The 14,852-nt window shown below is 62.7% G+C and carries 12 protein-coding genes and 1 pseudogene; 7 read left to right on the forward strand and 6 right to left on the reverse strand.

The window, feature by feature from the left end; all coding sequences use genetic code 11:
- Positions 1-175 precede the first annotated feature (175 nt).
- Positions 176-1,045, reverse strand: coding sequence for a LysR substrate-binding domain-containing protein (locus A3CW_RS0126330; protein WP_028206224.1), 870 nt, complete (start codon positions 1,043-1,045; stop codon positions 176-178).
- A 215-nt stretch (positions 1,046-1,260) separates the two neighbouring features.
- On the opposite strand from A3CW_RS0126330, the gene A3CW_RS0126335 reads away from it, so the two are divergent.
- The 7 genes from A3CW_RS0126335 (at position 1,261) to metC (ending at position 8,083) form a co-directional block, all read left to right on the forward strand.
- Complete coding sequence (locus A3CW_RS0126335) at positions 1,261-2,085, forward strand: transporter substrate-binding domain-containing protein (protein WP_028206225.1); 825 nt, start codon at positions 1,261-1,263, stop codon at positions 2,083-2,085.
- Between the two features lie 119 nt (positions 2,086-2,204).
- The gene (locus A3CW_RS0126340; protein WP_035514020.1) at positions 2,205-2,897 is read left to right on the forward strand and encodes an amino acid ABC transporter permease; all 693 of its coding nucleotides are present in this window, start codon (positions 2,205-2,207) and stop codon (positions 2,895-2,897) included.
- A 3-nt stretch (positions 2,898-2,900) separates the two neighbouring features.
- A complete protein-coding gene (locus A3CW_RS0126345) occupies positions 2,901-3,593 on the forward strand; it encodes an amino acid ABC transporter permease (RefSeq protein ID WP_028206227.1) in 693 nt (230 codons plus the stop codon).
- Between the two features lie 27 nt (positions 3,594-3,620).
- Positions 3,621-4,382, forward strand: coding sequence for an amino acid ABC transporter ATP-binding protein (locus A3CW_RS0126350; protein ID WP_154678049.1), 762 nt, complete (start codon positions 3,621-3,623; stop codon positions 4,380-4,382).
- A gap of 65 nt (positions 4,383-4,447) precedes the next feature.
- On the forward strand, positions 4,448-5,044 hold the full coding sequence (locus A3CW_RS0126355; protein ID WP_028206229.1) for a cysteine dioxygenase family protein: 597 nt from the start codon (positions 4,448-4,450) through the stop codon (positions 5,042-5,044).
- A gap of 147 nt (positions 5,045-5,191) precedes the next feature.
- Positions 5,192-6,802 (forward strand): rhodanese-like domain-containing protein, encoded by a 1,611-nt coding sequence (locus A3CW_RS0126360; protein ID WP_028206230.1) that lies wholly within the window; start codon positions 5,192-5,194, stop codon positions 6,800-6,802.
- 84 nt (positions 6,803-6,886) lie between these two features.
- Positions 6,887-8,083 (forward strand): cystathionine beta-lyase, encoded by a 1,197-nt coding sequence (gene metC, locus A3CW_RS0126365; protein WP_028206231.1) that lies wholly within the window; start codon positions 6,887-6,889, stop codon positions 8,081-8,083.
- An 802-nt stretch (positions 8,084-8,885) separates the two neighbouring features.
- Here the strand turns inward: metC and A3CW_RS0126375 are convergent.
- The 5 genes and pseudogenes from A3CW_RS0126375 to A3CW_RS53420 form a co-directional block, all read right to left on the reverse strand.
- On the reverse strand, positions 8,886-10,562 hold the full coding sequence (locus A3CW_RS0126375; RefSeq protein WP_035514024.1) for an NRAMP family divalent metal transporter: 1,677 nt from the start codon (positions 10,560-10,562) through the stop codon (positions 8,886-8,888).
- Positions 10,563-10,693: 131 nt separating this feature from the next.
- Complete coding sequence (locus A3CW_RS53415; protein WP_169739121.1) at positions 10,694-10,834, reverse strand: hypothetical protein; 141 nt, start codon at positions 10,832-10,834, stop codon at positions 10,694-10,696.
- A gap of 717 nt (positions 10,835-11,551) precedes the next feature.
- A pseudogene (locus A3CW_RS0126390) lies at positions 11,552-11,800 on the reverse strand (MgtC/SapB family protein); the annotation flags it as partial.
- 100 nt (positions 11,801-11,900) lie between these two features.
- A complete protein-coding gene (locus tag A3CW_RS0126395; RefSeq protein ID WP_028206234.1) occupies positions 11,901-13,562 on the reverse strand; it encodes an NRAMP family divalent metal transporter in 1,662 nt (553 codons plus the stop codon).
- A gap of 113 nt (positions 13,563-13,675) precedes the next feature.
- Positions 13,676-13,825 (reverse strand): hypothetical protein, encoded by a 150-nt coding sequence (locus A3CW_RS53420; RefSeq protein ID WP_169739122.1) that lies wholly within the window; start codon positions 13,823-13,825, stop codon positions 13,676-13,678.
- Positions 13,826-14,852 lie beyond the last annotated feature (1,027 nt).

The raw sequence follows: 14,852 nt of genomic DNA on the forward strand, positions 1-14,852 counted from the left end.
GCGTCGTGAAGGCGTCTGGTCAGAACGCAAGGAATGAGTAGCCAACGAAGCATTGAATCAATCACTGCGCCCTCAACCCACGCAGTCACGGGGTGTCGTGCCGCTCAATAGCGTTGCCCGACAAAGGGAGTTTCGACGTCCGTCGGGTATCCTCCACATGGCGTGGCCACGACTGCTAGACGAACGCAGGTCCGAAGCGAGTTGCGATACGTTCGGTCGACTCGAACAGCTCACGCAGAACGGTACTCGTGCAGGTCGGCTGCACGTACAGGTAGAACGCGACGTCAGGTAGACGCGGCAGACCGTCTCCCTCGGTCAGCACCCGCATATTCGCGTCGAGTAGTTCAGTGGTCCGCGCAGTGACCCCAAGGCCTGCACTGATCGCGGCCTTGATGCCCGTTAGCGTCGGGGAAATGAAGCTCGTCCGCCACGAAATTCCGTGCGCGTCGAGTTGGGCGATCGAGAGCTTGCGAAAGAGGCTCAACTCGTCGGCCATGACGAGGGGCACCGGCTCCCCCGGGTTGAACGTGAAATCTTCCGCGCAGATCCACACCATCGGCGACGTCCGCAACTTCACGCCCGGAAAGGCTTCGTCGTAGCGCGTCGAAATCACGAGATCGAGTTCGCCCTCGCGCAACGCGTCCATCAGGAAGGGGCTGCGTCCAACGTTGATTTCCATCTGCAGCTCGGTCGAGAGCTTGGATAGACGTCTCAGCATGTTCGGCAGAATTGAATCCGCCACGTCGTGCGGCGAACCGATCCGGACTTTCTCGCCCGCGCCTCTCGAACGCGCGAGCTGCACCGCCTGGTCGTTGAGTGCGAGGATCCTGTGCGCGTAAGCGAGCAACCTCGATCCATCCGTCGTCATCGTCTTCTGCCGGCCGCGCTTTTCGAACAGTACGCAGCCCACTTCCTGTTCGAGCCGCTGCATCTGCTGCGTGATCGCGGACTGGGTACGCCCGACCTGTTCGGCCGCTGAGGCGAACGTTTCGCGCTGCGCAATGGCGACGAAAGTGCGCAGCAGATCAATATCGAGGTTTTGCATTCCGGGATCCAATAGTTCAGCGACGCTAATGCTTTCCGGCAAAGAATTAAATTGTTAGCCAAAATTTTGACCGATAAGCTTGCTGTTACTCAAGCAGAATTTATGCAACCGGAAGCATGCGAGCGCGTCGGCACAGATCGGTGGCGCACGAACGGCACGGCTCCAGGCAGCGCCGGTCATCGCAGAGACTTCCCTTCTGGAGGAGACCCCGCTCTATGTGGCAACGAAAACTCGCCTTCCTGACGATCACCATCCTCGCCAGCGTAAGCAGCGTGCATGCGGATGAGCTTGCCGACATCAAGGCTCGCGGCACGCTGGTGTGCGGCACGCAGAACGCCAGCGAACCGTATGCCTTTCCGGATGCCAGCACGCGCCAGATCGTCGGCTTCGATGTCGACGTATGTCGCGCGCTTGCCCAGGGGCTTGGCGTCAAGCTCGAGCATCGAACGCTGTCGACCGATGCGCGCATCCCCGAGCTGAAGACGCATCGCGTCGACGTGCTGGCTGCCGCCATGGCCTGGTTGCCCGCCCGCGCCGCGCAGGTCGACTACAGCGACCAGTACTACGTCGCGCCTATTCGTGTGCTCGTGCGCGCCGATTCCTCTATCCAGAACCTCGATCAGTTGAGTGGCAAGAAAATCGCGGCGTCCGAAGGGTCGAGTTCGGCGGCGGTGTCCGTCACGCGTCTGCCGAACTCGAATCTGCTGACCTTCCACGATATTCCGTCGGCCTTCCTCGCGCTCCAGCAAGGCAAGGTGGACGGGCTGGTCGCCGGCCAGAACATCCTCGCGCGCTTTGCGAATGAAGCCGCGCAAAAGGGCGGCCCGCAATACCGCTTGCTGGCTGCGCCGGTATATGAGGAGCGCTGGGGCGTGGTGATGAACAAGAACGAGCCGGCGTTGATGGCTGCGATCAACAAGGTCCTGCACGACTATGACAAGTCGAGCGGGCTGCAGCAGAGCTTCGACAAATGGCTCGGAGCGAATTCGCCGTACAAGTTCACGCGCGACTACAAGGTCGAGCCGATCCGGATGCAGTAAGCGCACGCGCTTCACGCGAAGCACGCGGCTTCGCACAGAAGTCGCCGAGGCGGCGCAAGCTCGTGATCTTCGCGCTGCCCCGGTGATGCTATTCACCGCTTCTGACGACCTGCCCCAGCATGTTCGACTTTTCCTTTCTGCTCGATGACGGCTATCTGCCGCTCTTGCGCCACGGCGTGCTCGTCACTCTACAGCTCTTCATCGTATCGGGCCTGCTCGCGATCGTCGTGGCCGTCGTGCTCGCTACACTGCGCGCGCTGCCAGTCAAAGCGTGCAAGGCCTTTGTGATCGCCGTCGTCGAATATCACCGCAACGTGCCGATGCTCGTGCAGATCCTCGTGTGGTATTTCGGCGTGCCGCAACTGCTGCCCGCGCCGCTCTTTCACTGGGTCAACGCCGGGAACACGGAGTTCTTCTTCGCCACGATCGCGCTGGCGCTCAACTACGGCGCGTTCATGTCGGAAGACCTGCGCTCCGGCCTGCGCACGATTCCATACACCCAGCACGAGGCGGCGTGCTCGATCGGCCTCACGTACCTGCAGGCGTTTCGCTACGTGGTCCTGCCGCAAGGTATGCGTGTGGCGCTGCCGGGACTGCTGAATCAGGCGCTGCGGCTCTTCAAGGACAGCTCGCTCGCCATGGCGATCGGCGTGCATGAACTGCTGTACAACACCCGCCAGATCGACAACCTGACGTTTCGCACCTTCGACGTATTCCTCGTCGCAACGGTCCTCTATCTGATCGGCACGCTCGCGCTCATGGCGCTGGCGGATCACTTTGCGAAGCGTCGCGCGACGCCGCTTGGGACCTGAGCCATGCTCGACATCCTGCACAACTATCTCGCGCTCTTTCTGGTCGGCAACTGGCCGCATGGGCCACTCGGCGGCGTGGCGATCACGCTCGTCATCTCGGCGCTCGGGCTCGTGGTGTCGTTTCCGATTGCTGTCGCGATCGGTCTCGCCCTTGTCTCCCCGTTGCGCGGATTGCGGCGCGCCGCCACGATCTGGACGCGTCTTATCCGCGGCATTCCGCTGTTGATGCTGATTTTCTGGGCCTATTTCGCGGTGCCGCTGCTGGTCGGCGCGGAAGTGTCGGCGGTCACGACGGCGGTGTGCGCGATCATCGTCTACGAAAGCGCGTTTCTCGCGCAGATCGTGCGCGCCGGGCTCGAAGGGCTGCCGCGGGGCCAGATGGAAGCCGCGCGCTCGAATGGTCTCTCGTGGCTGCAGAGCATGCGCTACGTGCAGTTGCCTCAGGCGCTCGCCAACATGCTGCCGTCGATCGTCAACCAGTTCGTCTCGATCATCAAGGCGACCTCGCTCGCTTACGTGATCGGCGTGCCGGAACTCACGTATTCGGCGGCGCAGGTCAACACAATCACGCTGACGAGCCCGCTGCAGACCTTCCTCGTGCTCGCTGGTTTCTATTTCATTCTCTGCTTCGCCATCTCGCGCTTCGCGGGACGGCTGGAGCGCCGCATCGCCCGCCAGCGTGCGGGCCTCGCCTAACTTCGCAGGAGAGAAGCGACCATGACCATGCTCGCCTTCGAGAAGGTACACAAACACTACGGTCAGCACCATGTGCTCAAGGGTATCGACGCCGTGATCAAACGTGGCGAAGTCGTCGTCGTATGCGGTCCGTCCGGCTCCGGCAAGTCGACGCTGATCCGGACCGTCACGCGGCTCGAGGCCATCGAACAGGGACGCATCCTGTTCGAGGAGCACGACATCCATGCGCGCGACGTGAAGCTCAACCGGCTGCGCGCCCGCATCGGCTTCGTGTTCCAGAGCTTCAACCTGTTCCAGAACCTGTCGGTCCGGCAGAACCTCATTCTCGGCCCGACAAAAGTGCTCGGCATGTCTCGCGACGAAGCCGTGGCGCAGGCCGAAAAGCTGCTCGCGAAGGTCGGGCTCGCGCACAAGATCGACGCGATGCCCGCCAATCTCTCGGGAGGACAGCAACAACGCGTGGCGATTGCGCGCGCGCTCGCCATGAAGCCGCCGCTGATGCTGTTCGACGAGCCCACGAGTGCGCTCGACCCGGAAATGGTCCAGGAAGTACTGCAGGTGATGCGAAGCCTCGCCGATGAAGGCCTGACGATGATGATCGTCACCCACGAAATGAACTTCGCGCGTGAAGTCTCGAGCCGCGTGTGGTTCATGGACCAGGGCCAGTTGCTCGAAGATGCCCCGCCTGCCCGATTTTTTAGTCAACCAGAGCATGAACGGGCGCAACGCTTCCTGCATGACGTGCATCGTTCGGCGCCGCGCGAGCTCGTCGCGCAAGGTGCTGGCTGATCCGCGCGAGCGTTCATCGTATCTACCTCATCCCCTAACGATTTCGAACCGGAGACCCATTCATCATGTCCACGCCATCCCTGTCCGCACAACGCGAAGCCGTCGTGGCCGAAGCGATTGCCGCAATGAAGGCCGAACTCGCACCCGCGGGCGAGACCCGCCCCGTGCTGGCCGCCGTGCTGGAGCAGGTCAAGTCGCTCGCCGCGCGCCGCGAGCTGTGGCAGGAAGCCGATTTCCCGCCGCCCACCGACGGCGAGTTGCAGGCTCGCTACCTCATTCACGAGGATGGCGACCAGACCTACGCGCTGTACCTGAACGTCATGCGCCCCGGCAAAAAGATCACGCCGCACAACCACACGACCTGGGCCTGCATCGCGGCGGTCGACGGCGTCGAGCACAACTACGTTTATCGCCGCACCGACGACGGCACGACGCCCGGCGTGGGCTCGGTCGAGGTCACGCAGACCGTCGTGGTCGAACCCGGTCACGGCATCGCGCTCGCCTCGGACGACATTCACGCCGTCGAGATCAAGGGCGAAATGCCGATCCGTCATCTGCACATGTACGGCCGCGCGCTCGAAACGCTCACCGAGCGCATCACGTTCGACGTACAAAACGGCACATATCAGGTGATGGGTATCGGCGTGAAGACGCGCCGCTAACACCACCCGCTTATCCGGTCCTGCACGGCGCTCTCACGGCGCCGTGTCCAGCACAGGTCCGCGCCCGCCGCGACGGACCGAGGCGCCGTATTGCCCGCGCAATCGGTGTGGATCCGTTCAACCCTACGCAACGGCAACGCTTTCGACATGACCACTTCGCTCCCTTCGTTTATCGACGCCGCCACGCTCAAAGGCTGGTTGCGGGACGGCGCCGAGATCGCGCTTCTCGACGTGCGCGAGCACGGCCAGTACGGCGAAGCGCACCTCTTCCACGGCGTGCCGCTGCCCTACAGCCGCCTCGAACTGGAGATTGGACGTCTCGTTCCGCGCCGCGCCGCGCGCGTCGTGCTCTATGACACCGATGCGACCATCGCGCTCGATGCGGCCGCGCGCCTCGCCGAACTCGGCTACACCGACGTGCACGTGCTCAAGGACGGCGCCGAGGGATGGCAGCGCGCCGGCTATACGCTATTCGCGGGCGTCAACGTGCCGTCGAAGACGTTTGGCGAACTGGTCGAGCATGCGTATCACACGCCGCACGTCACCGCGCTCGAACTCGCCGAGAAGCGCGAACGCGGCGAGCCGGTCGTGATCCTCGATGGCCGCACGCTCGGCGAATACCAGAAGATGACGATCCCCTCGTCGATCTGTTGCCCCAACGGCGAACTCGGTTATCGCATCCGCGAACTGGTGCCCGACGCGAGCACGCCGATCGTGATCAACTGTGCGGGCCGCACGCGCAGCATCATCGGCGCGCAAACACTGATCAACCTTGGCATTCCCAACCCGGTGATGGCGCTCGCCAATGGCACGCAAGGCTGGTACCTCGAAGACCTGCCGCTCGAGCACGGCAGCACGCGCCGCTATCCGGACGCGGTAACAGAAGACACGCTCGCGCCCATGGTCGAAGCGAGCCGCACGCTGGCCAACCGCTTCGCGGTGCCCGAAGCCGACGCCGCCACGTTCGCCGAGTGGACCGTTGATGCGACACGCACGCTGTATCTGTGCGATGTGCGCACGCCCGAGGAATTTGCAGCCGGATCGTTGCCCGGGGCGCAGCACACGCCGGGCGGTCAGCTCATTCAGGCCACGGATCAGTACATTGGCGTGCGCCATGCACGCATCGTGCTGTTCGATAGCGACGGCGTGCGCGCCCCGATTGTCGCGAGCTGGCTGCGGCAGTTGGGGCATGAAGCGTACGTCCTGCCCGATGCGTTTGCAAGCGGCGTCTCGCTGCCGATGCAACCTCCGGCCGTGGAAACGACGCTCGCGCCAATCGACGTGCCCACGCTCGTCGAGGCGCTGGCACAGGAACGCGTGCAGGTGATCGACTTGCGCCCGAGCCAGAGCTACCGCAAGGCGCACCTGCCCGGGTCGCAGTGGGCTATCCGTCCCTGCCTCTCCGATCTGCGCGATATGCACGCGGACCGCGACATCGTGCTCGTCGCGGACGAGAGCGGCGTGGCCGAACTGTTCGTCGCGGATTGGCGGCGACGCCAGCCTCACGACACGCGCCGCTTCATGCTGCTCACCGGCGGCTTGAGCGCGTGGACGTCGACGGGACAGGCCGTGAGCAACACGCCCGACATGCCGCCCGACGAAGCCTGTATCGACTACCTGTTCTTCGTGCATGATCGGCACGACGGCAACAAGGCGGCGGCGCGCCAGTATCTTGCCTGGGAAACCGGCCTGCTCGCCCAGCTCGACACCGACGAACGCAATGCCTTTCGTCTGGACGAAGCCGCCGCGACGAAGTGAACAACTGGTGTGCGGGCAGCACTAGCACACCAAGGCAAACAAGAACCCGCCGACACCGGCACTCGTTTCCAGGTACATAAGCTCATGGCCCGCGATCCGCACTCCCCGCGCCTAGCCACCCGTCTCGTCAAAGGCGGCACGTCCACGGTCGTCAACGGCGGCCGCGCGGTCAATCCGCCCGTCGTGCGCGCCTCGACGGCGCTGTTCGACAGCATGGCCGATCTAAACGATGCCCGCCGCCGGCGCAGCAGCGAGCGCCTGTTCACCTACGGCGCGCGCGGCAACCCAACCGGGTTCGCGCTCGAGGATGTCGTGTCCGGTCTCGAGGGAGGCTATCGCACAAAACTCTTCCCGACGGGTCTGGCGGCGATGACGATGGTGTTCCTCGCCTACCTTCACCCCGGCGACCACGTGCTGATCTCTGATTGTGTCTATCAGCCGCTACGCCACTTCGTCCGAACATTCCTCGAGCCATGGGGGGTCAACGTGACGTATTTTCGTGCTGACGGCACCGATGCTGCCAGCCGCATGACGCCCCGCACCAGGCTCATATACGCCGAATGCCCTGGCTCGCTGGTCTACGAGCTATGCGATCTTCCAGCCCTCGCCGAGCTGGCGCATCGTCACGGCGCGCTACTGGCTGCCGACAACACATGGGGATCTGGCGTGCAGTATCGACCATTGACGCTGGGTGCGGACATTTCCATCATGGCGGCCACCAAATACCTGAGCGGCCATTCTGACGTGATGATGGGAACCGTAACAACGACCGAAGCCGCCTGGCAGCCGCTCTCGACGATGAGCGACGCGCAAGGCGTTGCAGTCAGCCCCGACGACGCATACCTCGTGCTGCGCGGCACGCGCACGCTAGGTGCCCGGCTGGCGTTGCACGAAAAGCATGCGATCGAGGTCGCGCACTGGCTCGCGGCGCAGCCCATTGTTGCCCGCGTGTTCTGTCCTGCACTACCGGAACATCCGGGCCACAAGCTATGGCAGCGCGACTGTAGTGGCACCAACGGGCTGATTTCGTTCGAACTATCGGATGTGTCGCCAGAAGCGGCTGCGCGCTTCGTCGACGGCCTGGCGCTATTCGGTATCGGAGCATCGTGGGGCGGATTCGAAAGCCTCGCGACTGTCGTCAACGTCGTTGACACGAGAACCTGCGAGGACTGGCGAACCGCTGGGCCGATCGTGCGACTGCACATCGGACTGGAACACCCGCAGGACCTCATCGACGATCTCGCGCAAAGCCTTAATGCGGTGACCAGAGGCCGGGCGTAGCCAGTGCCACCCGGGCGCTACATTGCCAAACGAGTTCAATCTCGGCCGGCGCCGGTTCGCGCCCGCGCGGCAGTCTCCAAAAGAATGCGCGCTGGCCTGGGTGCGCGCGATCGTACGGCCAATTCCGGAATGATCATCGATCCCGTTGCCTCTGACCATGTCTCGTCCATCTATGCCAGGCCCGCCGCGTAACCAAGCGGATGCATCCTCGAACGTCATCCAGATATCTCACCGGTAAGACACGCCGGCTTTGGGTCCGGTTTCGGGCGTCAGCGTCGGGCGGTAGACGGCCAGGAAGCGACGTTCGGTGTGTATTGTGTACTGTCCAAGGAACGACTCCCACTCGCCTGAGAAGAGTCATTCACCTGCCTGTTATCGGCTACGTAACGTGTTACTCAGACAGTATTTCCCATAGACGAGACAGTGGGCCGTCCTCCCATTCGGCGATCCGTTTGCAGAAAAAGCATCCGCAGCGGCCCGCGCTACGTTCGCTGTGGTCATCGAGCAATTTTGATCGACAGCCAGGAAAGTCGCGACCAGCACCAGGGCCGAAACCACGAACATCTCGAGAATGTGCTTTTTCATCATCCACTCCTGATGCAGTAACCCGAAGCCGCACCACGTCCGGCGACCGCGCGACGCGCTCTTCAAACCGCCTTGGCCGCGGTCCCCTGCGCGAACGGACAGCTCTCAGATGTGGCTCACGACCGCTCCAATCGCCATTCCCCCGAACTGCTGTCCGATGGCTTGGTGGACATGCGCGGCCGCGAGCCAAATGACGGACGGTGCCCGGATCTGCCAGCTATTTAAGAAACATCAGTTGCGCGACTTTCACGATCACGAGCGCTACCGCGATCAACAGATAGCCGCGCAATACCCCCATCCAGATCTGCTTGGCGAGGGTGAGTCTGGGCGGTGGCAGTTCGTCGAGCGGCGGCATGCGCCACCAACGGCGTGCGTCTTCCGGATATGCCTGTGGCTCACCACCACCGGCCGCATCGGCGGGTTCACGATGCAGTCTTCGGATCCCAACCGCGACCAGATAGCCCACGACCGCCAACACCGTGCCGCCCGCAAGCACCTCGACTATGGTTTCTCCGCTCATATCGGGATACATCACAGATGCGGTCAGGATGACTGACAGCATCACCAGCACCCAGATCACCGCGCCCGTGAAAAGGTTCACCTTCTGCGAGTTAGCCCACGGACCCAGTACCTCCCGGTCATTGCACAGGAGTAACAGGAACACAGTCGCGCTTGGCAGCAACACGCCCGCGAGGGTCTGCACGGCCAGCGTCAGCAGACCAAGTGGGCTGCCCGGAATCAGGACCAGCCCCGCCGAACCCGAGACAATGCCGAAATACACGAGATAAAAGCCCTTTGCGGCAAACACTCCGCGATGCAGCGAATGTCGAATCCTGAACACGTCGCCGATGGCGTACGCCGTCGACAGCGACACGGACGCCGCGCCGATGATCGCGGCGTCGAACAGGGCGACGGCAAACAGGGCCGCAATCGTCCAGCCGGCGTACTTCTCCAGACCGGCGATAACGCCACCCGCATCCGTAAAATTGCCGAATTCAGGCTTGCCAGTGAACAGCTCCGCGCAAAAGGACATCATCGCGACCGCGCCAACCATCACGAACACGATGCCGATCCACAGATCAGCCCGTTCATACCGGATGAAGCGCGGCGTAATGCGTTTATCGACCACGTAGCTCTGCTGGAAAAACAATTGCCACGGTGCGACCGTCGTCCCGACGATGCCGATCACGAGCAGCATGACGTCGGAGAGCTTCGAGTGAGCGGGCCAACCCGGAACAAGGAAGTCACGCGTCATCTGGCCGACCGGAGGGTGGATCGACACCAGTACCGGCACCAGCAGCAGACTCAGCACGCACAGCACCATCGCGAAGCGTTCGAAACGCCGGAAGCTTCCCGTGCTGACCGCTGCCATTGTCAGCGCCGCGGCAATGCATACGCCGGCGAGCCTCGAAAAGCCGAAGAAGTCGAGCACGAACGTGATGCCGATGAACTCGGTAACGATCGTCAGTGCGTTCAGCAGAAACAGATCAATGATGCTGAACGCGCCCCAGAACCGCCCAAAGCGCTCGAAAATCAGGCGCGCGTGCCCCACGCCGCTCACGGCGCCCAGTCGCAGCACCATTTCCTGATTCACGTAGAGTACCGGCACGAGCAGCAGGAGTGTCCACAGCAGCGTGGTGCCGTAGTTCTGTCCGGCCTGCGTATACGTGGCAAATGCGCCTGCATCGTTGTCGCCCACCATCACGATGAGGCCCGGGCCGAGAATGGCAAGGAGCGTACGCAGACGCGCCCACCAATGGGTACGGGGCGCGACGTCGTGGCGCGCGATGGTGCCCAACGCACCGGTTATATCGCCAAGATGTGCTTCGTCGAGGACCGCGCTGCGCTCCAGCACGCCGCCGGCCGACGATGAGCTTTCCGTCTGGATTGACATGCTGTTTCTCCCCGCTGTTTCGGGTTACCGAAACGCAAATGCCCGCCTCCGGCGCACGCGAGCGAGCGAATCGCGACGCAAACGCATCGCCCGCTTCTGTCGAAGGCGAGTGCCTGCATTTACGAAACAGGCTACGAAATAAGCGCCTTCAAACGGTTCCAGAAGGCAGCTAGCCGGTGCGACTCCCCGAACTGCAGCGACAGCATCGCGTCGTACTGCGCGCGCGCCTCGTCAATGTGTGGGAGTTTCGAAAGAAGCAGGCCGAATATCATGATGTTTCTCCGTGCGTCTGGCGTTGACGCATCCGTGCGGATAGCTGACAGACACGAAGAAGGCGCGCCTCATGGGCGCCGTAACCGTCTGCTAACCGCTATCTCCAGGGGTGGATGAGGCGGCGGCATAAGGAACAACTGTCACTTGCTGGCATTGAGACTCCTCCTCGTTGCCGGGCACGCCCGGCGCTATGTGCCTGCCTGCGTGTGCGCCCGCGTGGGAATATGACATTCCCGCGCGGACGAGCGCATGCTGCGAGCGCAATACTCGCAACATGTTGCCAGGCGAAACGCACGCAAACGCGGCACCTGCATGGCGCTAATAATCAGGGTGCACGGGAGGGATTACCAGGACGCGCACCGCCTGCCAGACGGCAGGACGGTGGCCAAAAAGCGGGCGCAGACGTCCTGCGGACTCAGGCAGGAAGACCGTTCGAAGATCGACAACTACTGGTGTCCAAGGCATCAGCCCCTTTAGTGAAGACTTTTATAGTCTAGATTCGTGGATGCAGGTCGTCAACGTGATTCGTTCAGCACCACGAACCTGATTCCGCAAACTCTTTGTGCGGTGCACATCACCGAAAACGGCGGCCAGAAGTTTGCGAGCCGTTCGGCTAAAGGCTGATCGCTCGTTCGTCGTGGCCTCATTTCCCGTCACTTCACTCCGCCACGGGTTCAGCTTCCCTAGCGGACCAGCTGATGCTGGACACGCCCTTCTCCATTGTCGCGCATGATGACGCCGCCGCCGAGAAACCCCACACCGGACACCACATACGCTGCGATCCGCGTCACACCAGATGCCCCGTTTCCGGCCAGCATCCCGAGCGTAACGAAAAGGCATGCACCGCTTGTCACCAGCGTAATGGTTCGCAGACCGGCCGTGCGCTGGCGCATTTGCCGCTCCAGACCGATGGCTATACCACACGCAAAAGCGGCGAAGAGGCGCCAGATGAATTCTGCAATCATGTCGTGGACTCCTGATGGAGCAGCCCGGAGCCCGCCCTTAAGCGAAAATGCGCAGCGCGCCTTCGTAAAATCGGGCAGGCACACGCCTGCCCGATCCGCCTTAGTGAATCGCCATCTGCACGACCTTCACGATGACGAGACCCACTGCGACGACGAGGTAGGTGCGCAGCACGCCCATCCACACGCGTGTCGACAACGTCAGGTGCTGCGGCGCCGGCAGGTCTTCGAGCGGTGGCATGCGCCACGTGTTGCGCAACTCCTTGAGGGCCGGCTTGTTGAGCGGCAACGCACCATGGGTGACAGCCGCGCCGCGCGCCTTGCGCGAGAGTTCCACCGCGGCGTACACGGCCACGGCAAGCCCGCATCCGCCCACGAGAATCTTGACGATCGCCGCGCCGCTGATGTCCGGAAACACGGTGGCCGCCGTCAGGATGATCGACAGCACGACGAGCACGGCAATCACTGCACCCGTGAACACGTTCAGCTTCTTCGAATTCACCCACGGGCCAAGCACCGCCTTGTCATTGCACAACAGCAGCAGGAACACGGTTGCGCTCGGCAACAGCACGCCAGCGAGCGTCTGCACGGCCTCGGTCAGGAGGCCAAGGGGGCTGCCCGGCATCAGCACGAGGGCGGCAGCGAGCGCGATGATGCCGAAGTAGACGAGATAGAAGCCCTTCGCGTCGAGCACGCTGCGGTGCAGCGAGTGCTTGACCTTGAAGACGTCGCCAACCGCGTACGCCGTCGAGAGCGAAACAGCGGCGGCGCCGATGATCGACGCGTCGAGCAGCGCGACGGCGAAGATCGTGGCCGACGTCTGGCCGACGTATTTGTGCAGACCCGCAATCACGCCACCCGCGTCGGTGAAGTTGCCGAACTCGGGCCTGCCGTCAAAGAGCGCGGCCGTGAAGGCCATCATCGCCACAGCGCCGACGATCACGAACGCGATGCCGATCCAGAGGTCCGCCTTTTCGTACTTCATGAAGCGCGGCGTGATGCGCTTGTCAATCACATAGCTCTGCTGGAAGAACAGCTGCCACGGCGCGACGGTCGTGCCGACAATGCCGATCACGAGCAGCATCACGTCGGAGAGCTTCGAATTCGCCGGCCAGGTCGGCACGAGGAAATCACGCGCGATGACGCCCACAGGCGGGTGGATCGAGACGAGCACCGGAATCAGCAGCAGACTCAACAGGCAGAGCACGATCGCGAAGCGTTCGAAGCGCCGGAAGTCGCCCGTACTGACCGCCGCCATGGTGAGAACCGCGGCGATGCAGACACCGAGCACCTTCGAGACGCCGAGAAAGTCGAGTGCGAACGTAATGCCGATGAACTCGGTGACGATCGTGAGCGCATTGAGCAGGAAAAGATCGACGACGCTGAAGGCGCCCCAGAACTTGCCGAAGCGCTCGAAGATGAGACGAGCGTGACCGACGCCGGTCACGGCGCCCAGGCGCAGGACCATTTCCTGGTTCACGTAGAGAACCGGGATCAGCAGCGCGAGCGTCCAGAGCAACGACGTGCCGTAGTTCTGCCCGGCCTGCGTATAGGTGCCGAACGCGCCGGCGTCGTTATCGCCAACCATGACGATGAGGCCGGGGCCGAGGATGGCGAGCAGCGTGCGCAGGCGCGCCATCCAGTTGCTGCGCGGGGCGGTATCGTGGTGCGCGATCGTGCCGAGGGCGCCTCTGATATCGCCCACGTGCGCGTCGTCGAGCACGGCACTGCGGCGCTGCGCGATATTTGCGGGAGTGGTGGACATTTTTTACTTATTCCTTAGCAGTGCTTTTTTAAATCGATGATAGAGGCGTGGCACTGCCCTGCCGCCTGCCGGTGTTGAAGCAGTGGGCAGACAGTCGGCCACGCCGGGCCGTGTCAGCGCGCGAGTTTTTTAAGCGCCGTCCAGATGGCGGCGGCCACGCGGGCTGACGCATGCGAACGGGAGTCGAGCGCAAGCATGTCGTTGTAGTGCGTGCGAGCTTCTTCGACGCGCGGGAGTTGCGAAACGAGGAGTGCGAAGTGCATGGTGATTCCTCCAATAGCTTGAAACGTGGCGCCTTCGACCGGGCCTTCGTTTCAGTTCACACGGACCGAAGTGCTCGGGCGTGTGGGAGGAACGTGTGCGGCCAGGATGTCAGGCGGAGAGCGCGGCGTTCAGCGAGAACGCGCGGCGAGTCATACAGGAACAAGGCTCAGGGTCGGGCATCGTGAGCTCCTCTATCGGTTGTGTCCGATTCAAGCTTTACGGACGTGTTTAACCGCACGGTGGATCCGGCACGGCGTTGCGTGCGCGAAAACAGCGTGAACAAGCGGCGCCACGAGCCAATGGCTCGGCGCGCCGAATCGTCTGGACGAATGCGCGTTACAACGCACGCGTCAAAGACGGCGGCCAATCGAATGGATGCGCGGGAAGAAACTGCGGAAGCTACTGCGGCGCGCACCGTCTGCCTGCTGGCAGGACGGCGGCTAGGGAAGAATCCAGGCGGGCGTCGTGCCGGTCAGGCAGAAAAACTTTTCGAAGGTCGACTACTGCAACTGTCCAAGGCATATGCCCCTTTCGTGGAAACAGGCGAATTCTAGTGACGGTGCTCGCGCAGAGTCAACGATTTTCTTGAAGATTTTTCTTTCGATTCTGTTACTTGCAGTGGATGCAAATCATTTTCCTCACGTCTTCGTATTGCATCTGCGCAGCGACTACTGCTGCGGTTGCAGTTGGCATACGAGCAACGCACGGAGCGGCGCACGCATCGGCAACGAGGCCGTCGCCGGACTGGACGCCCGCGCAGTGCGCTGGAATGCTTTGGCTCGGCATGGTCAGTGCGCTCGATGCTGCATGCGGGCCGGTCGCGACGTTCTGATGGCGTGATGCTCTGCGGTGTCCGGGCCTGCCAACCATTTAGCGAACAGGCCCGGATATAGGGTCACTCGATCAACGCGTTCGCTCCAAAATAGAGCAGTTGTCCGATTCGCTTCCCCCTCCCTGCCAAGCAGCGGTCTGGCCTTGGCGTCGAACCGACAACGTTCCCTGGCAACGCTTTCTACATCGACGTAT

The organism is Paraburkholderia nodosa DSM 21604 (assembly GCF_000519185.1).
GTDB lineage: Bacteria > Pseudomonadota > Gammaproteobacteria > Burkholderiales > Burkholderiaceae > Paraburkholderia > Paraburkholderia nodosa.

Excerpts from the sequence above, each read along its gene's own strand:
- A3CW_RS0126330 (WP_028206224.1), bottom strand. The coding sequence starts at position 1,045 with ATGCAAAACCTCGATATTGATCTGCTGCGCACTTTCGTCGCCATTGCG.
- A3CW_RS0126335 (WP_028206225.1), top strand. The coding sequence starts at position 1,261 with ATGTGGCAACGAAAACTCGCCTTCCTGACGATCACCATCCTCGCCAGC.
- A3CW_RS0126340 (WP_035514020.1), top strand. The coding sequence starts at position 2,205 with ATGTTCGACTTTTCCTTTCTGCTCGATGACGGCTATCTGCCGCTCTTG.
- A3CW_RS0126345 (WP_028206227.1), top strand. The coding sequence starts at position 2,901 with ATGCTCGACATCCTGCACAACTATCTCGCGCTCTTTCTGGTCGGCAAC.
- A3CW_RS0126350 (WP_154678049.1), top strand. The coding sequence starts at position 3,621 with ATGCTCGCCTTCGAGAAGGTACACAAACACTACGGTCAGCACCATGTG.
- A3CW_RS0126355 (WP_028206229.1), top strand. The coding sequence starts at position 4,448 with ATGTCCACGCCATCCCTGTCCGCACAACGCGAAGCCGTCGTGGCCGAA.
- A3CW_RS0126360 (WP_028206230.1), top strand. The coding sequence starts at position 5,192 with ATGACCACTTCGCTCCCTTCGTTTATCGACGCCGCCACGCTCAAAGGC.
- metC (WP_028206231.1), top strand. The coding sequence starts at position 6,887 with ATGGCCCGCGATCCGCACTCCCCGCGCCTAGCCACCCGTCTCGTCAAA.
- A3CW_RS0126375 (WP_035514024.1), bottom strand. The coding sequence starts at position 10,562 with ATGTCAATCCAGACGGAAAGCTCATCGTCGGCCGGCGGCGTGCTGGAG.
- A3CW_RS53415 (WP_169739121.1), bottom strand. The coding sequence starts at position 10,834 with ATGATATTCGGCCTGCTTCTTTCGAAACTCCCACACATTGACGAGGCG.
- A3CW_RS0126395 (WP_028206234.1), bottom strand. The coding sequence starts at position 13,562 with ATGTCCACCACTCCCGCAAATATCGCGCAGCGCCGCAGTGCCGTGCTC.
- A3CW_RS53420 (WP_169739122.1), bottom strand. The coding sequence starts at position 13,825 with ATGCACTTCGCACTCCTCGTTTCGCAACTCCCGCGCGTCGAAGAAGCT.